Genomic DNA, 18608 nt, shown 5'->3' with positions numbered 1-18608 from the left:
TGGGGGAGTAGTTGTGCTGAGCACTGGAAGTCGTTCGAGGTGGCCGATCGCCGGAGTCGCCGTGGCGCTGACCGCGGCTCTGTCGGCATGTTCCGGCGGATCGGGCACGCCAGGCTCGGCGGGCGGAGACTCCGGCGACGCCGCGCCCGCCGTCCCGGCCCCCAAGATCACGATCAGCCCGGCGACGGGCAGCGCGAAGGTGCGTCCCGACAAGACCGTGGTCGTCACGGCCGCCGACGGCGAGCTGGAGGAGGTCACGGTCCAGGCGGGCGACGAGACGCTCGAGGGCGAGTTCGACTCCACGCACACCAAGTGGACCTCCAAGGAGCCGCTCAAGCCCTCCGCCAAGTACACGGTGTCGGCCAAGGCCAACGGCAAGGGCGGCCCGGCGACCGCGACCAGCCGCTTCACCACGCTCAAGCCAAAGGTCGGGCTGGAGGTCGTGGACGTCACCCCCGGCATCAAGGGGGAGACCGTCGGCATCGGCATGCCGATCATGGTGAGGTTCAACGCGCCGGTGAAGGACAAGGCCGCCGTGGAGCAGGCCCTCGAGGTGGACGCGGAGAAGCCGGTCAAGGGCGCCTGGCGATGGATCGACGACAAGTACGTCATCTACCGGACCGCTAAGTACTGGCCCGCGCACCAGAAGGTGAAGTTCACCGCGCACCTGACGGGCGTGAAGGCCGGGCCGGACACCTACGGCCTCGAGGACCACAGCACGACCATCAAGATCGGCGCGGCCTGGATCAGCTCGGTCAGCACCAGGACCCACATGATGGTGGTCCGGCGCGACGGCAAGGTCGTACAGACCATGAAGATCAGCGCCGGCAAGGCCACCACCCGCGAGTACACCACCACCAGCGGCATCCACCTGACCATGGAACGCGGCAACCCGGTCACGATGATCTCTCCGGGGAAGAAGGAGGGCGACCCCGGCTACTACAAGGAGGTCGTCAACCACGCCGTGCGCATCTCCAACAGTGGCGAGTACGTTCACGGCGCGCCCTGGTCGGTCGGCTCGCAGGGCCGGGCCAACGTGAGCCACGGGTGCGTCAACGCCAGCCCCTCCCAGGCCAAGTGGTTCTACGACAACTTCCACCGGGGCGACGTCGTCAAGATCGTCGGCACCAACCGGATCCTGGAGTGGAACAACGGCTGGGGCTTCTGGCAGATGCCGTTCAGCAAGTGGAAGCAGGGCAGCGCCCTGGAATCGTGATCCCCCGATCATATCGAGGAATTTCGAAACATCGGCGGGGGAACTGTAGCCTGGGCTCATGGCGGAGACTGTGACCTCACCGGATCCCGGGCTGGTCGACGCGCTGCGTGCGCTGTCGAACCCGGTGCGGTTGCAGCTGCTGATGTGGCTGCGCGAGCCGGAGCGTCACTTCCCGCTGGAGGAGGCGATCGCCGATCCGGCGGAGGTCGGCGTGTGCGTGAGCCACATCCAGGCCAGGGCGGGGCTCGCGCAGTCGACGGTGTCGGCGTACATGGCGGAGCTGCAACGGGCGGGCCTGGTGAAGGCCACACGGGTGGGCAAGTGGACCCACTACAAGCGCGACGAGCAGCGCATCGCCCAGCTCGTCGCCACCTTGGGGGAGACGCTCTAGAACCACGACGTCGCACGACGGCGACCTCGCGTTGCATGTCATATCGACAATCTGCGATAGTTCGATATGTACAGAACGGAGACGAACGCGAGGAGATCACCGATGGGCGACCTCGACGGCCTGGACCTGGGCAGATTCGGGATCTACACCTTCGACTTCGAGCACCAGCCGGCCGCGCGGATGCGCGAGTCGATACAGGAACTGGACGACCGGGGATGGCCGGCGTTCTGGATCCCCGAACTGGCGGGGCGTGAGGCGTTCACGCACGCCGGCTACCTGCTCTCCTGCACGCGGCGGATCACCGTCGTCAACGGCATCGCGCAGATCTGGTCGCGCGAGGCCCCCTGGGCGTACGGCGCCGCGCTGCTCCTGGCCGACGCCTACCCCGGGCGGCACGTGCTCGGCCTGGGATTCGGCGGCGTGCCCCGGCCGGGGATCACGCCGCTGGCGGCGATGGCCGCGTATCTCGACGAGATGGACGGGCTGGCGACGTCCAACCCGCTGCCGCGGGCGCCGATGCGCCGCATCCTCGCGGCGTACGGGCCCAAGATGCTCGAACTGGCCCGTGACCGCTCCGCCGGCGCCCTCACCTATCACGTCACCGTGGCGCACACCGCACGAGCGCGGGAGATCCTCGGGCCCGACGCGTTCCTGGGCGTCGAGCACGCGGTGCTGTTCGAGTCCGACCCCGCCAGGGCCCGTGCGGCCGCGCGCGAGCACCTCCACCCCTACCTGAACACGCCGTACAACATCGCGAAGTTCCGGCGGCTGGGCTACCCGGACGAGGAGATCACGGGCGGCGGCAGCGACCGCCTCGTCGACGACCTGGTGTTCTGGGGCGACCTCGACACCATCGTGGCCAAGCTCCGCGCCCACCTCGACGCCGGCGCCGACCACGTCGCGATCCAGGTCATCGGGATCGAGCCGGGGCGATCCGCGATGCCGTACTGGCGGATGCTCGGCGACGCGCTGCTGCCCGGTGACGGGTACGAGGGCGCCGGCGTCCGGCCCACGGCGTGAGGGGCGGCCGCGGTCGGTGCCGGGTCACCACTGGCCGATGAGCGGCGTGTCCGGTCCGTGCCGCCGCCAGGTTTCGGTGAGGCGGACGAGGCGCATGGGAGCGGCGATGCCGCGCACGGTTGCGATCTTGCCGCCCGTGATGTCGAACGTCACGGCACCGATCACCTGGTCGCCGACCACGAAGAGGATGGCGGGGGCGCCGTTGACGAGCGCGTAGTGGACGGCGGGCGTGCCGCCGGCGAATCGCCGCTTCGCGGGTGTGGGTTTGAAGCCGGCCCGTACGACGGCGGCGATGCGCTGCGGGGTGTCGTACCACAGCAGCTTCTGGGCCAGCCCGGCACCGTCGGAGATCGCGGTCGCGTCGTCGGTGAGCAGTGCCACCAGCCGTTCGGTGCGACCCGAGGAGGCAGCGGCGAGGAATTCCTCGATGACCCTGCGGGCGGATGCCGGGTCGACCTCTCCGCCGCGGCGCGCGGCGGTGATGCGGCGCCGGGCCCGGTGGAGGTGCTGCTGGCTCGCGACCTCGGTGATGTCGAGGATCTCCGCGATATCGGCGTGGCTGTAGGAGAACGCTTCGCGCAGGACGTAGACGGCCCGTTCGAGGGGCGACAGGCGCTCCATGAGCGTCAGCACGGCCAGGGAGACCGATTCGCGCTGCTCGAACGAGTCGGCCGGGCCGAGCATCGGGTCGCCGTCGAGTAGCGGTTCGGGCAACCAGGCGCCGGCGGTGCGTTCGCGGCGGGCTCGCGCCGAGCGGAGCCGGTCGAGGCACAGGTTGGTGACGACCTTGGTCAGCCATGCTTCCGGCACCTTGATCCGTTGCCGGTCCACGGCCTGCCAGTGCAGGAACGCATCCTGCACGACGTCCTCGGCGTCGGCGGCGGAGCCGAGCAGCCGGTAGGCCAGTGAGGCCAGCCGGTTCCGGTTGGCCTCGAACCGGCTGGTGTCGAAGCGATCAGTGGCAGTGCTGTCCACGCGGACCACCCTTGGGGCGTGTTTCAGAGGTGAATCAGGGACCGGGTGTTGTGAGGTGCGGCGCGTGCGTGGCCGGCCGCGCGGCCGTGTCCGCGACGGTGGCGGTAGACCGGGCGCGCAGGCCGCCGGCCAGGGACAGCATTAGGCCGAGCGTGAGCCAGGTCCCCAGGACGGCGGCAGAGTGGGTGGCGCCGTGGCCGTCGAAGAAGGCGGTGGAGCGCAGCAGCCGGCCGCCGGCCCCCGGCGGCAGCAGTTGGCCGAGGGCGCCGGACCAGCCGGGCAGCATCTCGGGGGCGGTCGCGGTGCCCGACAGGGGGTTGCCGATGAGCATCATGGTGGCGGCGCCGAGGCCGAGGCCGGCGTACCCGAGCAGTGACTCGAGCCCGAGGATGCTCAGGGAGGTGGCCGCGATGGTCAGGGCGATGGCGCCGCTGTTGGCCCAGTAGGAGCCGTTGAGTGAGCCCAGCCAGAACTGCAGGATCGCCGCCACGGCGAGTCCGCCGGTGACGGCGAAGGCGAACGCTCCGGTGACGCGGCGGACGGTTCCGCGGACGAGCCTGGTCAACAGCACGGCGGCGAGCAGGCCGCCCATGACCAGCGGCAGGGCTCCGGCGGCCAGTCCGGCGCCGCGCGGGTCGTCGGCCGGCAGCGGGACGAGGTCGCGGGCGGCGACCGCCGTGCCGGTTCCCTGGTCGAGGCCGGTCGCGATGCTGTTCAGGGTCTGGGCGACGGCGGCGCTTGCGGCGGATGCGGTGATGACCTGAGGGGTGCCGGAGCTGAGGTCGATCGCCCCGTACACCTCGCGGTCGCGGATCAGCCGTTCGGCGGCAGTGGTGCCGGCGACCTCGGTGACATCGAAGCCGTCCGGAAGACGTCGGTCGAGTACGGCGGTGAGCTGCTTGACGGCGGGGGCGGGCCCGGCGACGGCGATCGGCACATCACGCACCGATGAGCGTACCGACGGCCAGGCGAAGGCGGTGAGCAGCAGGCTGATGATCACCGTGAGCAAGGCGACTGCCCCGGCCACGGCCGGCCAGGGTGAGGGCGACGCGTCGGCTGCGGGCGCGGCCTGGGTGGACATGCCTTCTCCTTCAGAGAGGGGAGTTCATCGCCGGGTGAGCGGGGTTTCGGACGCGACGCGGGTCGGCTTTTCCGGATTGCGGACGTCGTGGGTGCCGCTGATCCGGGCCTTCTCGACACGACCGGTCTTCTCCCCGTTCGCGTCCGGCGCGGCGGCCAGGCGGTGCTTGCGCTTGGGCAGGCCGAAGGTCGGGTGCGAGGTGGCCCACAGCGACATCTTCACGATGCCCGTCTTGACCCGCGCGGCCTTCCGGCCGCCCACATACTTCGGCTTTGCCTGCCCTTCGTCGTCGACCATCTGCAGGATCCCGTCCCGCCGCCCGAGGCTGATGTGGTTGCACGTGTAGACCAGCTTGCCGTCCGCGATCTTGCGGCCGGTCAGGCGTCCCACGATCGCCTCGACAGCCTGCCGGCCGGTGCAGCCCGCCGAAGCGCAGGACATCGGCAGTGGCCGGCCGTTGTCGCCGATGGCATAGGCGCTGTCACCGACGGCGTAGACGTTCGGGTGCGAGACCGACCGCATGGTGCGATCGACGACGATCTGACCGCTCTCAGTGACCTCCAGCCCGCCGGCGGCGGCGATGGGGTCGACCGCGAACCCGGCCGTCCACACGGTCGCGTCGGACGACAGGGCGGTGCCGTCGGCGCACAGCACCCGCGTCGCTTCGACGGCTTCGACGCTGGTGTGCTCCAGGACCGTGACACCCAGCCGGTCGCAGGCCTGACGCAGGTGGCCGCGGGCCCCGGCGGAGAGCCGGGCGCCCAGCTCGCCGCGGGCGATCAGCGCCACCGACAGGCCGGGCCGGGATTCGGCGATCTCCGTGGCGGTCTCGATGCCGGTCAGCCCGTCGCCGACGACGACAACGCGCCCGCCTTCGCCCCGCCTGGCCAGGCTGTCCAGGCGCTCGCGCAGGCGCAGCGCCGAGGGCCTGGCGGCGACGTCGAAGGCGTGCTCGGCCGCGCCGGGGACCGCGCGGTCGGCGCCGTGGCTGCCGAGCGCGTACAAAAGCGTGTCGTAGCCGAGTTCGCCGCCTCCGTCGGCGTCGGCCACGGCGACGATCTGGCGCTCGGGGTCGACGGCGGTGACGCGGGCCACGCGCAGCCGTATCCCCGTGCCCGCGAAGACGTCGGCGAGCTTCGGAGCCTCGATGTCCTGGCCGGCCGCCAACTGGTGCAGCCGCATCCGCTGGACGAAGTCCGGCACGGCGTTGACCACGGTGATCTCTGTGTCCGCCGGGGACAGCCGGCGGGCCAGGGTCCCGGCCACGTAGGCCCCGGCATAGCCGGCGCCGAGGACGACGATGCGGTGCTTCATGTGATGCTCCTGTCCGTTCGCTTGCTCTCGGTGAGTTGAGCGGAACGGCGCCCCGATTGCTGACAGGAGCTGCGTGTGGCGTGGGTCACAGAGCGGCAGGAGCGAGTGCTACGCCCGTCCTCTCCGGACCTACTGGACGCCCCACTTCATGAGGGCGAAGGCACCCAGGATCTTCAGCACGACGAGCGCGATGATCACGCAGAACACGATCAGCGCGGGGCGGTGCTCGAAGTGCTTGCCCTCCTTCAGGGGAGGCCGCTTGGCGACGCGCTCGGCGATGCGCTCTTCTAAGGGTTTGCGGTGGAACATGAACGCAGACTACTGCCCGCGTCGCTCGGTCCCTCCGACGACCGTGGCCGCCGTAATCCCGCACGCCTCCGCAACATTCCCTGGGAGACGGATATATAGGGTGTGTTGGAGAGCTGATCGGAGGGGAGTGGGATGCCGCGGCAGCCGTACTCGGTGGAGCAGGTGGCGAACCTGCTGGGCCTGCATGTGAAGACCGTGCGCAACTATGTGCGCGACGGGCGGCTCAAGGCGGTGCGCATCGGCAAGCAGTACCGGATCGCCCGTGAGGACCTGGAGGCGTTCATGGGCGGTGCCGCCGAGCCTGCCGCCGAGACCGCCGGGCGGCGTCATGTGGAGGCGTCGAGCATCGTGCAGATCGACGCCATCTCCCCCGACGAGATGATGAGCCTGGGCAACACGCTGGTGGCCGCCGCCGTCAGCCGTGGCCCCGGCGACAGGCCCCTGCGCGTCGAGACCGTCTACGACGAGGAGAGGGCCAGCATGAAAATCATCATCGTGGGCGGCGTGGCCGACACCGCCGAGGTGTTCCGGCTGGTCACCACCCTGGTGAAGGAGCCGGCCTGACCGCTGCCCGGCAGTCCGCACCGGACGAGGTCCGCGCTCTCGGCGGCGAGGCCACAACTGAGCATTAAGTCTGGCGCTACATCGTTTGGCCACCGGGCCCGGATGCTGTGCGCTTGTCCGCATGACACATTCGGCTTCTCCCTTCGAGACCAGGACGGCGATCGTGACCGGCGCGGCCCGCGGCATCGGCGCCGCGGTCGCCAGACGGCTGGCACGGGACGGCATGGCGGTGGCGGTCGTCGACCTGGACGAGGCGGACTGCGCCGCGACCGTCGAGGCGATCAGGAGCGAGGGCGGGACGGCCCTGGCGATCTCGGCCGATGTCGCCGACGAGAGCCTGGTCGGCGATGCCGTCGCGCGGGTCGCCGACGAGCTGGGGCCGCCGACGGTGCTGGTCAACAACGCCGGCGTCGGCCCGCGTACCGACCTGGTGGACATGACCACCGAGCAGTGGGACATGGTCCTGGGGGTCAATCTACGCGGTCCGTTCCTCCTCACCCGCGCCGTCGTCCCGTACATGAGTGACGCAGGCTGGGGACGCATCGTCACCATGTCGAGCATCTCCGCCGTGGGAGACGCCGCCCGGGTCGACTACGCCAGCGCGAAGGCGGGGCTGATCGGCTTCACGAAGTCGCTGGCCCTCCAGCTCGGACGGCGCGGCGTCACGGCCAACGCCATCGCGCCGGGCTTCGTCGTGAGCGACATGACCAGGGCCTCGGCCCGGCGGCTCGGCCTGGAGTTCGAGGAGTTCCAGCGCAGGGCGGCGCAGTCCATTCCCGTGGGCCGCGTCGGGCAGCCGGAGGACATCGCGCACACCGCTTCCTACCTGGTCAGTCCGGAAGCGGGGTTCGTCTCGGGACAGGTCGTCTACGTCGCCGGCGGGCCGGTGGACTGACGGCCCGGCGGCCGCCACGTCGGCGCCGGTATCGCCGTCCGGCAGCCGCGCCGCACCTGCTCATCGCCCGCAGACCCGCGACGCCGCCGGCGTCCGGCGCTCCCGCGTGAGCCCTGGCCAGCGGTGGGTCAGTGGTGGAGGGACACGTGAAGGGTCAGTCCCCGACCTGCCCGGTCAGGCTCGGGCCGCCCAGTCCGGCGAGCAGTTCGCGCAGCAGGTCGGCGAGCTGGTCGCGGCGTTCGGGTGGGAGATGGCCGACGAGGCGGTCCTCGGCCATGAGCAGGTCGGCGACGACGCGGTCGAGCAGGGCGTTGCCCGCGTCGGTGAGGAAGACCGCGCGCGCGTGGTAGCCCGATCCGGCGGTGGTGCGTTCGACCAGCCCGGCCCTGACCGCCCGCTCCACGCGCTGGGTGATCGCGCCGCGCGTCACCATGCACGCGTCGGCGAGCTCGCCCGGGCTCAGCCGGTAGGGCGGGCCGGAGCGCCGCAGCGTGGACAGCAGGTCCAGGGTCGCGACGTCCACGCCAAGCTTCGCGAGGAGACGGCGGCGCTCGTCGCCGAAGACCTTGGCGGCCCACCAGATCCGGGTGATGACCCCGATCGACTCCACCGGGACGCCCGGCAGCTCGCGCCGCCAGGCGTCCTGGATCGCGTCGGCACCGTCGCGCGGCGGCTCAGCGGCCACGTTCGGCCCCGCCGTTCACCTGGATGATCTGCGCGGTGACGTGCCCGCCGCCGGGCGAGGCGAGCCAGTGCACGGTCTCGGCGATGTCCTGCGGCGACCCGGCCCGGCCGGTGTGCGTCTGCCCGACGAGCATCGCGCGGCGTTCGTCGTCCATGGTGCCGCGGAAGAACTCGGTGTCCTCGATGAACCCCGGGGCGACCACGTTCACCGTGATGCCGCGTGGCCCGAGGGCGGCGGCGAGATCGAACGCGTACGGGTGCAGGGCCGCCTTCATCGGGCCGTACGAGGTGCCGCCCGAGCCGCGGAAGGCCGCGATCGAGCTGATGAACACAACTCGGCCGTTCGGGTTCAGCAGATCGCGGAACGCCTCGGTCGGCAGCACCGCCGTCAGCACGTTGGTCCGGAAGTTGCCGGTCCACCGCTCCGCGACGTCGCCGGAACCGCCGTGCCTTTCCATGTTGCCGCCCGCGTTGTTGACCAGCACGTCGATCGAGCCGAAGCGCCCGGCCAGGTCGGCGCGCACCCGCTCGACCTCCGCGGGCTCGCTCAGGTCGGCCACCAGCGCGGTGCCGCCGATCTCCTTGGCCGTCCTTTCCAGGACGTCGGCACGACGGCCGATGATCGCCACCCGGTCCCCATCTGCGGCGAAGCGCGCCGCCACGGCCTTGCCGATGCCGGTGCCGCCGCCACTCACCACTATCGTCCGCGTCATCGCGATCCTCCTTGAGTTTAGACCTAAACTCAGTTTAGCTCGCCGCCGCGGCGAAGGCGTGGCGCGGTGCGGCCGTTCAGCCGCCGAGCCCGAGCCGTACGGCCCGGGCGAGGGGGGTGGCGTCGCCGGAAGTCAGCGGCTCGGCCAGGAAGAGCGGGATCTGGGACATGAAGCGAGGCCGGGTGCCGCGGTGGGGCTGAGCGGCGTGGACGAGGTGCGGGTGGCACAGGTAGACGTCGCCGGGCAGTCCCGTGGCGCAGGTCTCGGGCCGGTGGGCGGTCGCCTCGTCCAGCACAGGGCCGGCGGCGAAGAACTCCAGCCCCTGCTCGCCGTACGGTTCCAGGGCACGGACGGTGTCGAGGTGGGAGCCGACCCTGATGCGGGTGGGCGCGTCGTCGGGTCCGATCTCCGACAGCAGCACCAGCACGAGCATCGTGCGGGACGCGATGGTGACGGTTCCCCAGGTGTCGGCCGGTCCTGGGTTGTTCTGGTCGATGTGCCAGCCGGTGTCCCCGGCGTCGGAGGGGTGGGGGAAGCGGACCGGCGTGTTGCCGATGGTGCCGCGCGGCACCCATCCGCCCTTGCCCGCGACGAGGTCCAGCGCCTCGGTCAGGCGCCGGCCGCGCATCGCCTCTCCGAACGGGCCTCGCCCGGCGGGGTCGGGGGCGGCCCACACCACCGGCTGCGTCCAGTCCTCCGGCCGGTCGGGGGACAGGCCGATCTGCCGCCACAGCAGATCCCTGAGCCGGTCGCCGGTCTCGCGCGGGAACGCCTCCTCCACCTTGAGGAAGCCCTCGGTGACGAAGCGGTCGAGATCGGCATCGGTGAAAACAGCCATGGCCGGACGGTAGCGATCTGCGGCGCTGGGTGTCGATCGATTTACCCGGCGCCTCACCCACCGGGTCCGGACGGCCGCCCGCGCGACGAACCGCGGTGGACGCGGCGCCTCGAACTCCGTCACGATGTCGCCCAGCGCCCGGGCGAACTAGGGGTGCCGGTAAGAAACGTGTCATGAGCCCCAAACGGCGTTGATCTTGTTGTGATTTGCCTGGTCAATGCTGGTCGGTCATGAAACATCCCCCGATGCACATCGACGAACTGGTCGAGCACTGGACGATCCTGGACGAAGAGCGCGAGCTGATTGCTGGAAAGCGGGACGCGACGCGACTCGGCTTCGTTATCTTGCTGAAGTTCTACACGCAGCACGGCCGGTTCCCGCGCGGTCGTTCAGAACTGCCGGACGACGTAGTCGAGTACGTGGCCAAGCAGGTCCAGGTTCCCGCCTCAGAGCTCGGCTTCTACGAGTGGTCCGGCTCCACGATCGAGTACCACCGCAGTCAGATCCGCACGCATCTGGGTTTTCGCACCTGCACGACGGCGGACGCGTCGAAGCTGGCGGTGTGGCTGGCCGAGGAGGTCGCGCACGCGGAGCGGCGGCCTGACCGGGTGCGGGAGGAACTGCTCAAGCATCTGCGCGAGGAGCGGATCGAGCCGCCGACGCCGGGGCGGATTTCCCGGATCGTGGCCTCGGGTCTGCATAACGCGGAGGTCACCTGGTCGGTGCGGATCGCTTCCCGGCTGAGCCCCGAGACCACGCAGCGCATCTGCGCGCTGGTCGGCATCGACGACGCGAGCCGCGCGGGAGCGGAGGCGGCCGGCAACGGCCAGGAGCCCGCTGGCCAGGTGCCTGCCGAGGACGATGACGAGGACTTCGACGTGCTGGCGTTCATCAAGTCCGCGTCGGGCAACGTGAGCCTGGAATCGATGATGACCGAGATCCGCAAGCTGACGGCGGTGCGGGCGATCGAGCTGCCGCCCGGGTTGTTCGCCGATGTGGCACCCAAGGTGCTGGCGTCCTGGCGGGCCCGGGCGGCGGTGGAGGCGCCCTCGCACATGCGCACGCACCCGCGCGAGCTGACGGTGCTGCTGCTGGCGGCACTGGTGCATGAGCGGGAGCGGGAGATCACCGACACGCTGGTGGAGCTGCTGATCGCCACCGTGCATAGGATCAAGGCACGGGCCGACAGCAAGGTGACCAAGGAACTGATCAACAGCGTTCAAGCGGGCGACCGGCAAGGAGAACATCCTATTCAAGGTCGCCGACGCCGCCCTGGGCCACCCCGACGAACCGGTCCGCCAGGTCATCTTCCCCGCCGTCAGCGGCGGCGAGCAGACGCTGCGAGACCTGGTGCACGAGTTCAAGACCAAGGGCCCGGCCTACCGCACCACGGTGCAGACCACACTGCGCGCCTCCTACACCAACCACTACCGGCGCGGGCTGATCGCGCTGCTGGACACCCTGGAGTTCAAAGGCAACAACACCGCCTACCAGCCGGTGATCGAGGCGCTGGAGCTGATCAGCCGCTACGCCAAGGCGGGCAACACCACCTACTACCCACGCGGCGAGACGGTGCCCGAGCACCGCGGCACCGCCGGCGACTGGGAGAACCTGGTGTTCAAGAACGACAAGCGCGGCCGTCGGCGGGTTGTGCGGATGGTGTACGAGATCGTCACCTTCCAGGCGCTGCGCGACGCGCTGCGCTGCAAGGAGATCTGGGTGGTCGGCGCCCACTCCTTCCGCGACCCGGAGGAGGACCTGCCCAAGGACTTCGCCGCCCGCCGCGTGGAGAACTACGCCGAGCTGCGCAAACCGCTGGACCCACGGGACTTCATCGCCGAGTTGAAGGCCGAGATGCGCGCGGAACTGGACGCGCTCAACACCGCGCTGCCCAAGCTGGACTGGGTGGCGATCTCCGAGCGCAAGTCCGGCGCGATCAAGCTGACGAAGATCGGCCCGGCGGAGGAGCCGCGGAACCTGCGAAAGATCAAGAACGAGGTGAGCCGGCGCTGGGGCGCAGTCCCGCTGATCGACATGCTCAAGGAGGCGGTGCTGCGCACCGGCTGCCTGAACGCCGTCACCTCGGTGGCGGGCAGTTCCAGCCTCAAGCCCGAGGTCATGGCCGAACGCCTGATGCTTGCGATCTTCGGGTACGGCACCAACACCGGGATCCGGGCCGTGGCCTCCGGTGGCCACGCACACAGCGAGGACGACATCCGCTACGTCCGGCGCCGCTACCTGACCCCGCAGATCGCCACCGACATCGCGAACGCCACCTTCACCGCCCGGGACGTGGAACTGTGGGGCGAGGGGACCACCACTGTCGCCTCCGGCTCCACGCACGTGCGCGCCTACGACCAGAACATCTTCACCGAGTGGCACTCCCGGTATGGAGGCCGCGGCATCCTCATCTACTGGCACATCGAGCGCGGGTCCATGGTCGTGCACTCCCAGACCCTGCGCGCCTCGGCCTCGGAGGTGCACGCGATGATCGAGGGCGCGGTCCGGCACGGCACCACCATGAAGGTCGAGGGCAACTATGTCGACTCCCACGGCCAGACGGAAATCGGGTTCGGCGTGACCAGGCTCTTGGGCTTTGACCTGCTGCCGCGCATCAAGCAGATCAACAAGGTCAAACTGTATCGGGTCGAGAGCGGCGAGAGCGACCTGTACCTGCGGCTGACACCGGCGATGACCCGGCCGATCCGCTGGGACCTGATCGAGCAGAACTACGACCAGATGATCAAATACGCAACCGCGATCAAACAGGGTACTGCCTCCACCGAGGCCATCCTGCACCGCTTCACCGAGTCGGCCTCCCACCCTACCTACCAGGCCATGCTCGAGGTCGGCCGCGCGCAGAAAACGATCTTCGTGGCCCGCTATCTCCGCTTTCGTGAGCTCCAGCGGGAGATCCAGGAAGGGCTCAACGTGGTGGAGTCCTCCAACGGAGCAAATTCGGTCATCTTCTACGGCAAGGGCGGCGACATCGCCACCAACCGGCGCGAGGAACTGGAGATGAGCGTGTTGTGCCTGCGTATCCTGCAGGCCGCGCTCGTGTACATCAACACCTTGATGCTGCAGGACGTCCTCGCCGATCCGGAGTGGGCCAAGCTGTTCAAGCCCGCCGATCGCCGCGGACTGACCCCGCTGTTCTGGCAGCACGTCCAGCCCTACGGCGAGGTACGGCTGGACGTCGCCAAGCGCCTGCCGCTGGGCGATGGCGTGGGTGCTGCGCAGCCGGGTGGACCGGAGTAGTTCGAAGGCGCCGCAAGAGCCGTGGTTAAGGAGTGGCCAACACGGCAATCACTCGTTTGCCTCGTGCGTGTCCGGTCCCGGTCAGCTTGTGGGCCTGGCCGATGTCTTCCAGGGGATAGGTCTCCTCGACGATCGGCTGGACGGCTTCTCGGTCGACGTATCCGGCCAGTGCGGTGAGGTCGGCTCGCCGCGAGCGTGCCATCATCACCCGTACGCTGCGGCTCCTGGCCGCCTGGGCGAGGGGCGGGCCCCGGCCGCCGAGCGGGGCGTTGCTGCACCCCGAGCTGCGCGACCCGGGCACGGGCCTGGCCGTGGGCGGCATATCCGGCTCCCCGACGTGGTGGTGCCGACCCGCACGCTCACGGGGGAGCGGGACATCAGTGGCAGCGGCGTCTTCTGCGGCCTCTACGGCGCTCGCGACCCGTGGGACCGGCACAACGCGGGCGACCCGTCCGACCCGTTCCTGCCGCGTACGGCTGAGCCGGTGCTCAGCCGGCTTTACCCGACGCACGCCGACTACGTGAGCAAGGTGCGGGCGGCCGCGCAGGCGTCGGTGGACGCCGGATATCTCCTCCCGGAGGACGCGCCCACGATCGTCACCGCCGCCGAGAACTCGGCGGTTAGGGAACGCCGGAACGAAAACCGGCGCTAGGGATCCATCGGGCCCTGGTGGGCGGCTGATGCGATCCCGGTGACGGACGGCCTGGAAAGCGATCCTGCAGACAACGCTCTTTCATCTGCAGGATCGCGGCCTGCGGCCATGTCCTCCAGACGATGCGTGACGCGGCCCCCTGTCATCTGTGGCAAGGCAGACGGGGTGCCCTGGGCGCACGTGTGAAGGTGGGCTGGGCCTCACCTTGTTTTGGGATGCCTCGGCCATGTCACCGGGCCAGCCGTGATCTTTACGGTGAGCGCATGACAAACCGAACGAACCGGCCGGTCAGACCGGTGCCGGTCCGCTCCGCACATCGAGTGAAGACCTTGCCGGTCGTCCTGTCAGCCCTGTCCGCGTTCCTGGGCCTGGCCGTACTGCCGGCAGCGGCCCAGACCGCGCCGACCCTCGCCTGGAGGGCGTGCCCTGGGGGCCAGGGGCCGGCGGAGATGGAATGCACCACGATCGAGGTGCCGGTGGACTGGTCCGCGCCGGGTAGAACCACGATCAAGCTGGAGCTCGCCCGGCTCCCCGCCGCCGATCCGTCGCTCCGCCTCGGCAGCGTTCTCGTCGTGTCCGATGGCGGTCCGGGGATCCAGGGCGTCCTTTCGTCGGCTCCGGAGTCCTTCACGAAGTTGCGCAAGCACTTCGATGTCGTCGGCTACAACCCTCGCACCAGCACGGCGGGGCGCTATCTGCCGCCCTCCTGCGCAGTTCCCGGACTGCCACTCAACGACCCGCGTGACCGCGCCGCATACGAGGCCCAGGCCGCCGCCCTCGAACGCCTGGTCGATCGATGCCGCCAGGACGACATGACCGGTCTGGCCGACCACCTGGACTCGGACTCAGTGGCCAGGGACATGGAGGCGATCCGCATCGCCCTCGGCCAGGACAGACTCACCATGCTGGCCTTCTCCTACGGTGGGGTTCCGGCCGCCGCGTACGCGCGGCTCTACCCGGGGCGCGTCCGTGCCATGGTTCTCGATAGCACGCCCGACGCGACGGTGGGCTGGCGCGGTATGGAACGCGCGCAACTGCGCGCCACCGAGGCGGCGTTCAAGCGCTTCACCACCTGGTGCGCCGGTGACGACGCGTGCGCACTGCGGGGGCGGAACGTGCGTAAGCTCTGGCGCGAGCTGATCAAGAGCACCGGCCGCAGGCCCGTCACGTACGCCTCCGCCCGGCTGGGCGAGATCAGACTGACCGATCTGCACCTCAAGGCGCTGGCCCGGGTGGTCCTCCCCCTTCCGGAGAAGGCACCGGAGTTCGCCGACGCGCTGCTCAAGGCGAGCAAGGGTGACTTCGCCTGGTTCGGTGAGCAGATCCTGGGCGTCTCCGCGAGCTGGAGCTCGCCGGGCGCGGCGGCGACCCGGTGCCCGGATGGCCTGGTGAGGCTGGGGTACGAGGCGCTCGTCAGCGACCGCCGTTACAGCGAGCGGATCTCCCACGACTTCGGCGGCGGGGTCGGCATCGGGCTGGAGGCTCTGGCCTGCTCCGGCTGGCGGCATCTGCCGGTGAACCCGCCTCGCCCCCTGCCGGCCGGCCTGCCTCCTGCACTGGGGCTCGGCGGCGATCGTGACTTCACGGTCACCGAGCTCCTGGTGAGCAGGATCCCGGGCTCGGTCACCGTCCGCTATGACGGCCCCGTCCACGTCGTCTACCTGCGGGCGAAGGACCCGTGCGTGACAGGGTACGCCGACCGGTATCTGACGAAGCTGACGTTGGCTCCCGCAGGCACCCTCTGCTCGCCCCGGTAGTGATGACATGGCAGAAAAGCTGCCTGTACGCTGCTCTCGCTGAGGCCGCGACCCGGGAAGAGGTGGGGTTTACCTCACCTTTTTCCGGGATATCCGGGTCATGTCGTCGAGCCGTGCCGCTCTCTAGGGTTGGCGCATGAGCACTCCCTGGGACCGGATTCGCGGCCACTGGTCGTCGCCGACCTGGCTCCGTACCATCCACGTGACGGCGGGCGTCCCGATCGCGCTCGTGTCGATGGCAGCGATCTTGGCGCTGGGCGCGCTGTCGATAGCGCTGGCGTGGACAGTCGTCGTCCCCCTGGTCGCGCTGCTGATCCTCACCTGGACGGTGCCGCTGCTCACCTGGCTGCAGCGCTCCCGGTTCGCCGCCTTCCTCGGCCACGGCATCCCCCCGGTACCTCGTTTCCCCCGGGAAGGGAGCCCGCTCAGACGGCTTCTCCTGCAGGGGCGCTCGCACAGCCTGTGGCGGCAGGTCGCCTATCACCTGGCGATCGGGCCCCTGATCGGCGCGGTGGGCTTCCTGAGCGGGGCCGTGGCGTGGTCGGCGTGCCTGGTCGCGGTCATCATCGCCGTGCAACTCCTGATGGCCGGAGGCGGCTGGACCGCCTCCCTGCCCGCGACGGCCGCGCTCGCGTTGTTCGTGGTGGTGCCGTGGCTGCTTCGGGGGATCACCGCGCTTGACGCGGTCGCGGCGCGTACGCTGCTCGGTCCCAGCGTGAAAGACGAACTGGCCCGGCGGGTGAAGACGCTGCGGGAGAGCCGGGCCGAGGTGATCGAGGCCGCCGACGCGGAACGCCGCCGGATCGAACGCGACCTGCACGACGGCACACAGCAGCGGCTTGTGTCGCTCGCCCTGAACCTCGGCATGGCCCGCACCGCCTTCACCGACCTGCCGGAGCCCGCCCGCCAGGTCATCGCTCGGTCGCACGAGGAAGCCAAGCAGGCGTTGAAGGAACTGCGCGACGTCGTTCAGGGGCTACACCCGGCCGTGCTCAACGACCAGGGCCTGGACGCGGCGCTGTCCGGTCTCGCGGCGCGTGCCCCTTTCCCCGTACGGCTCAGCGTTGACGTGCGGGAACGGGCCGATCCCGTGATCGAGGCGGTCGCGTTCTTCGTGGTCTCCGAAGCGCTGACCAACGTCGCCAAGCACGCGCGGGCCTCCGAGGCCGACGTCACCGTGAGCCGTGACGCGGACATACTCCGCATCGTCATACGCGACGACGGCTGTGGGGGTGCCGAGCCCACCAAGGGGTCGGGGCTGCGCGGCCTCGCGCAGCGGGCGGGATCGGTGGACGGGACCCTGCGCATCGACAGCCCGAGCGGTGGCCCGACGACGATCGAGGTGGAGTTGCCGTGCGTGTAGTGCTCGCCGAGGACTCCGTCCTTCTCAGGGAGGGCCTGGTCTGGGTCCTCGGATCAGCCGGCATCGAGGTCGTGGCCGCGGTGTCCGACGCCGAAGGGCTGCTGCGGGCGGTGGACGAACACGAGCCCGATCTCGTCGTCACGGACGTGCGGATGCCGCCGACGCACACGGACGAGGGACTGCGCGCGGCGCTGCTGCTGCGGCACCGGCGGCCGAAGCTGCCCATCCTCGTGCTCTCGCAGTACGTCGAGGAACGCTACGCGACTCGGCTGCTGTCCACGGCGACGACCGGCGTCGGATATCTGCTCAAGGACAGGGTGGCCGACGTCGCCGAGTTCCTGGACTCGCTGCGGCGCGTCGCCGCGGGCGGCACGGCCCTGGACCCCGAAGTGGTCGCCCAGCTGCTGCTGCGCCGCCGCAGCGATCCGCTGGACCTGCTGACCCGCAGGGAGTGCGAGGTGCTCGCGCTGATCGCGGAGGGACGGTCCAACGCCGGCATCGCCGAGGCCCTCGTGGTCTCGGAAAGCGCGGTCGGCAAACACATCAACAACATCTTCGCCAAGCTCGGGCTCTCCGGCGCCGAGAAGGATCACCGGCGAGTGCTGGCCGTACTGCGATTCCTGAAGATTCGAGAGGCGACATGATGAGAAGAGCGGTGCGGACCGGATGGATCGCCGCCGGCGCGGCGCTGACCGTGTCCGCGGTGGTGGCGATGGCGTTGGCGGCGTGGTCGGAGATCCGCGTTCCCCATGCCAGCGACTTCTCCTTTCCCGGCTCCTACAGGTCGTCGGTCCTCGACCAGTCGGGGACCGAGACGAGGACCGTGACGTACGCCGTCACGACGTCCCGGATCATCGTGGATGCGCGGGGCAGGGTCGACGTGCGGGTCGCTCCGGGTGTCCCCGGACGCCTCTCCGTCAAGCGGGAGACGACCTGGCACGGCGGGCCGCCCTCGATGAGCGAGACCTGGGAGTCGGGGAAGACGCTGCGGGTCGAGGTGACCTGCTCCCGGGACCTGGGGCGGGTGGATGCCGGCTGCCGCACCGTCTACACCTTGAGCGCACCGCCCGGCGTCGGCGTGCTGGTGATGACACCTGACTGGACTATGCCGTGCCCACCGGCCACGGCGGAGGTGACCTGCGGCTCCGCGTCACGCGATCCGTCATAGGGGAGCACGGGCTTCTGCGATTAACCAACTCCGGAAGCCATAATCTTGATGCTTATTATGAAGGATGTACATAACTACGAACGTGATCCGGACGGCTATCTCTACGACCCACGTGCAAGGACGGCGATGGCACGGTTCGCCGGAGAGGACGGTGAAGACGGGGATCTGCGCGCGTTCGAGGCGAGCGCGGCCGTCGGCACCGCCTGTCACGCCGTCGAGCGCCTGCGTGCCCACGGCTCCGAGGGCAGAGGCGTCAGCGCGGGCGCTCTCGATCTGCTGATCCGGCTCGCCGCGAGCGAGCAGGGGATCAGCATCGGCGTCGCGGCCCCGGCCTGACGATTGAGCGCATGGCGTATCCCATGCCACTGCTGGCGGTGGTCATCATCCGGCCGCCCCGGCGTAGCAGGCGC

At 70.0% G+C, this 18608-nt stretch carries 20 protein-coding genes and 1 pseudogene; 13 read left to right on the top strand and 8 right to left on the bottom strand.

Features of this window, described 5'->3' with window-relative positions:
* Positions 1 to 61: 61 nt before the first annotated feature.
* The 3 genes from FLW16_RS10140 (at position 62) to FLW16_RS10130 (ending at position 2627) form a co-directional block, all read left to right on the top strand.
* Complete coding sequence (locus FLW16_RS10140; RefSeq protein ID WP_260615130.1) at positions 62 to 1216, top strand: Ig-like domain-containing protein; 1155 nt, start codon at positions 62 to 64, stop codon at positions 1214 to 1216.
* Positions 1217 to 1274: 58 nt separating this feature from the next.
* Positions 1275 to 1607, top strand: a complete 333-nt coding sequence (locus tag FLW16_RS10135) for a helix-turn-helix transcriptional regulator (RefSeq protein WP_142559732.1) — start codon at positions 1275 to 1277, stop codon at positions 1605 to 1607.
* Positions 1608 to 1709: 102 nt separating this feature from the next.
* The gene (locus FLW16_RS10130) at positions 1710 to 2627 is read left to right on the top strand and encodes a TIGR03620 family F420-dependent LLM class oxidoreductase (protein WP_142559731.1); all 918 of its coding nucleotides are present in this window, start codon (positions 1710 to 1712) and stop codon (positions 2625 to 2627) included.
* 24 nt (positions 2628 to 2651) lie between these two features.
* Here FLW16_RS10130 and FLW16_RS10125 read toward each other — a convergent pair whose 3' ends face one another.
* From FLW16_RS10125 to FLW16_RS10110, 4 genes are all read right to left on the bottom strand, one after another.
* Positions 2652 to 3602, bottom strand: a complete 951-nt coding sequence (locus FLW16_RS10125) for a sigma-70 family RNA polymerase sigma factor (RefSeq protein ID WP_185949344.1) — start codon at positions 3600 to 3602, stop codon at positions 2652 to 2654.
* A gap of 34 nt (positions 3603 to 3636) precedes the next feature.
* Entirely contained in the window at positions 3637 to 4683 is a 1047-nt protein-coding gene (locus tag FLW16_RS10120) for a hypothetical protein (RefSeq protein WP_142559729.1), read from the bottom strand.
* Positions 4684 to 4707: 24 nt separating this feature from the next.
* Positions 4708 to 5997 (bottom strand): NAD(P)/FAD-dependent oxidoreductase, encoded by a 1290-nt coding sequence (locus FLW16_RS10115; protein ID WP_142559728.1) that lies wholly within the window; start codon positions 5995 to 5997, stop codon positions 4708 to 4710.
* 129 nt (positions 5998 to 6126) lie between these two features.
* The gene (locus FLW16_RS10110) at positions 6127 to 6306 is read right to left on the bottom strand and encodes a hypothetical protein (protein WP_142559727.1); all 180 of its coding nucleotides are present in this window, start codon (positions 6304 to 6306) and stop codon (positions 6127 to 6129) included.
* Between the two features lie 132 nt (positions 6307 to 6438).
* Between FLW16_RS10110 and FLW16_RS10105 the strand changes: the two genes are divergently transcribed.
* Positions 6439 to 6870 carry a helix-turn-helix domain-containing protein gene (locus FLW16_RS10105; RefSeq protein ID WP_142559726.1) on the top strand — a complete coding sequence of 144 codons (432 nt, stop codon included), beginning with the start codon at positions 6439 to 6441 and terminating at the stop codon, positions 6868 to 6870.
* Positions 6871 to 6991: 121 nt separating this feature from the next.
* Positions 6992 to 7765 carry an SDR family NAD(P)-dependent oxidoreductase gene (locus tag FLW16_RS10100; RefSeq protein WP_142559725.1) on the top strand — a complete coding sequence of 258 codons (774 nt, stop codon included), beginning with the start codon at positions 6992 to 6994 and terminating at the stop codon, positions 7763 to 7765.
* A gap of 154 nt (positions 7766 to 7919) precedes the next feature.
* Here the strand turns inward: FLW16_RS10100 and FLW16_RS10095 are convergent, their stop codons facing one another.
* From FLW16_RS10095 to FLW16_RS10085, 3 genes are all read right to left on the bottom strand, one after another.
* Complete coding sequence (locus tag FLW16_RS10095; protein ID WP_142559724.1) at positions 7920 to 8450, bottom strand: MarR family winged helix-turn-helix transcriptional regulator; 531 nt, start codon at positions 8448 to 8450, stop codon at positions 7920 to 7922.
* Entirely contained in the window at positions 8440 to 9162 is a 723-nt protein-coding gene (locus FLW16_RS10090; RefSeq protein WP_142559723.1) for an SDR family NAD(P)-dependent oxidoreductase, read from the bottom strand. The genes FLW16_RS10095 and FLW16_RS10090 overlap by 11 nt, the downstream gene beginning before the upstream one ends.
* Positions 9163 to 9238: 76 nt before the next feature.
* Positions 9239 to 10000, bottom strand: coding sequence for a phytanoyl-CoA dioxygenase family protein (locus tag FLW16_RS10085; protein ID WP_142559722.1), 762 nt, complete (start codon positions 9998 to 10000; stop codon positions 9239 to 9241).
* A gap of 230 nt (positions 10001 to 10230) precedes the next feature.
* Here FLW16_RS10085 and FLW16_RS45070 point away from each other — a divergent pair.
* Positions 10231 to 10632: pseudogene (locus FLW16_RS45070) on the top strand (DUF4158 domain-containing protein); the annotation flags it as partial.
* A 613-nt stretch (positions 10633 to 11245) separates the two neighbouring features.
* A complete protein-coding gene (locus FLW16_RS10080; RefSeq protein ID WP_312847128.1) occupies positions 11246 to 13258 on the top strand; it encodes a Tn3 family transposase in 2013 nt (670 codons plus the stop codon).
* 25 nt (positions 13259 to 13283) lie between these two features.
* On the opposite strand, the gene FLW16_RS10075 is transcribed toward FLW16_RS10080, so the two are convergent.
* Positions 13284 to 13580 carry a zinc-binding dehydrogenase gene (locus tag FLW16_RS10075; protein ID WP_142559721.1) on the bottom strand — a complete coding sequence of 99 codons (297 nt, stop codon included), beginning with the start codon at positions 13578 to 13580 and terminating at the stop codon, positions 13284 to 13286.
* 15 nt (positions 13581 to 13595) lie between these two features.
* On the opposite strand from FLW16_RS10075, the gene FLW16_RS10070 reads away from it, so the two are divergent.
* The 6 genes from FLW16_RS10070 to FLW16_RS10045 all read left to right on the top strand — a co-directional run bounded on the left by FLW16_RS10070 (position 13596) and on the right by FLW16_RS10045 (position 18534).
* Positions 13596 to 13910 carry an alpha/beta hydrolase domain-containing protein gene (locus FLW16_RS10070; protein WP_142559720.1) on the top strand — a complete coding sequence of 105 codons (315 nt, stop codon included), beginning with the start codon at positions 13596 to 13598 and terminating at the stop codon, positions 13908 to 13910.
* Between the two features lie 263 nt (positions 13911 to 14173).
* A complete protein-coding gene (locus tag FLW16_RS10065) occupies positions 14174 to 15667 on the top strand; it encodes an alpha/beta fold hydrolase (protein WP_185949343.1) in 1494 nt (497 codons plus the stop codon).
* A gap of 136 nt (positions 15668 to 15803) precedes the next feature.
* Positions 15804 to 17030, top strand: coding sequence for a sensor histidine kinase (locus tag FLW16_RS10060; RefSeq protein ID WP_142559718.1), 1227 nt, complete (start codon positions 15804 to 15806; stop codon positions 17028 to 17030).
* Positions 17021 to 17674 carry a response regulator transcription factor gene (locus tag FLW16_RS10055; protein ID WP_142559717.1) on the top strand — a complete coding sequence of 218 codons (654 nt, stop codon included), beginning with the start codon at positions 17021 to 17023 and terminating at the stop codon, positions 17672 to 17674. Before FLW16_RS10060 ends, FLW16_RS10055 begins: the two co-directional genes overlap by 10 nt.
* Before the next feature lie 11 nt (positions 17675 to 17685).
* Positions 17686 to 18198: a hypothetical protein gene (locus tag FLW16_RS10050; protein ID WP_142559716.1), complete on the top strand. Its 513-nt coding sequence runs from the start codon at positions 17686 to 17688 to the stop codon at positions 18196 to 18198.
* 126 nt (positions 18199 to 18324) lie between these two features.
* Complete coding sequence (locus FLW16_RS10045) at positions 18325 to 18534, top strand: hypothetical protein (protein ID WP_142559715.1); 210 nt, start codon at positions 18325 to 18327, stop codon at positions 18532 to 18534.
* Positions 18535 to 18608: the final 74 nt, after the last annotated feature.

This window comes from Microbispora sp. KK1-11, assembly GCF_006874435.1.
GTDB lineage: Bacteria > Actinomycetota > Actinomycetes > Streptosporangiales > Streptosporangiaceae > Microbispora > Microbispora catharanthi.
This window is presented reverse-complemented; position numbering and strand designations above follow the sequence as displayed.

Excerpts from the sequence above, each read along its gene's own strand:
- FLW16_RS10065 (WP_185949343.1), top strand. The coding sequence starts at position 14,174 with ATGACAAACCGAACGAACCGGCCGGTCAGACCGGTGCCGGTCCGCTCC.
- FLW16_RS10115 (WP_142559728.1), bottom strand. The coding sequence starts at position 5,997 with ATGAAGCACCGCATCGTCGTCCTCGGCGCCGGCTATGCCGGGGCCTAC.
- FLW16_RS10130 (WP_142559731.1), top strand. The coding sequence starts at position 1,710 with ATGGGCGACCTCGACGGCCTGGACCTGGGCAGATTCGGGATCTACACC.
- FLW16_RS10100 (WP_142559725.1), top strand. The coding sequence starts at position 6,992 with ATGACACATTCGGCTTCTCCCTTCGAGACCAGGACGGCGATCGTGACC.
- FLW16_RS10060 (WP_142559718.1), top strand. The coding sequence starts at position 15,804 with ATGAGCACTCCCTGGGACCGGATTCGCGGCCACTGGTCGTCGCCGACC.
- FLW16_RS10135 (WP_142559732.1), top strand. The coding sequence starts at position 1,275 with ATGGCGGAGACTGTGACCTCACCGGATCCCGGGCTGGTCGACGCGCTG.
- FLW16_RS10090 (WP_142559723.1), bottom strand. The coding sequence starts at position 9,162 with ATGACGCGGACGATAGTGGTGAGTGGCGGCGGCACCGGCATCGGCAAG.
- FLW16_RS10120 (WP_142559729.1), bottom strand. The coding sequence starts at position 4,683 with ATGTCCACCCAGGCCGCGCCCGCAGCCGACGCGTCGCCCTCACCCTGG.
- FLW16_RS10085 (WP_142559722.1), bottom strand. The coding sequence starts at position 10,000 with ATGGCTGTTTTCACCGATGCCGATCTCGACCGCTTCGTCACCGAGGGC.
- FLW16_RS10075 (WP_142559721.1), bottom strand. The coding sequence starts at position 13,580 with ATGCCGCCCACGGCCAGGCCCGTGCCCGGGTCGCGCAGCTCGGGGTGC.
- FLW16_RS10045 (WP_142559715.1), top strand. The coding sequence starts at position 18,325 with ATGGCACGGTTCGCCGGAGAGGACGGTGAAGACGGGGATCTGCGCGCG.
- FLW16_RS10110 (WP_142559727.1), bottom strand. The coding sequence starts at position 6,306 with ATGTTCCACCGCAAACCCTTAGAAGAGCGCATCGCCGAGCGCGTCGCC.
- FLW16_RS10105 (WP_142559726.1), top strand. The coding sequence starts at position 6,439 with ATGCCGCGGCAGCCGTACTCGGTGGAGCAGGTGGCGAACCTGCTGGGC.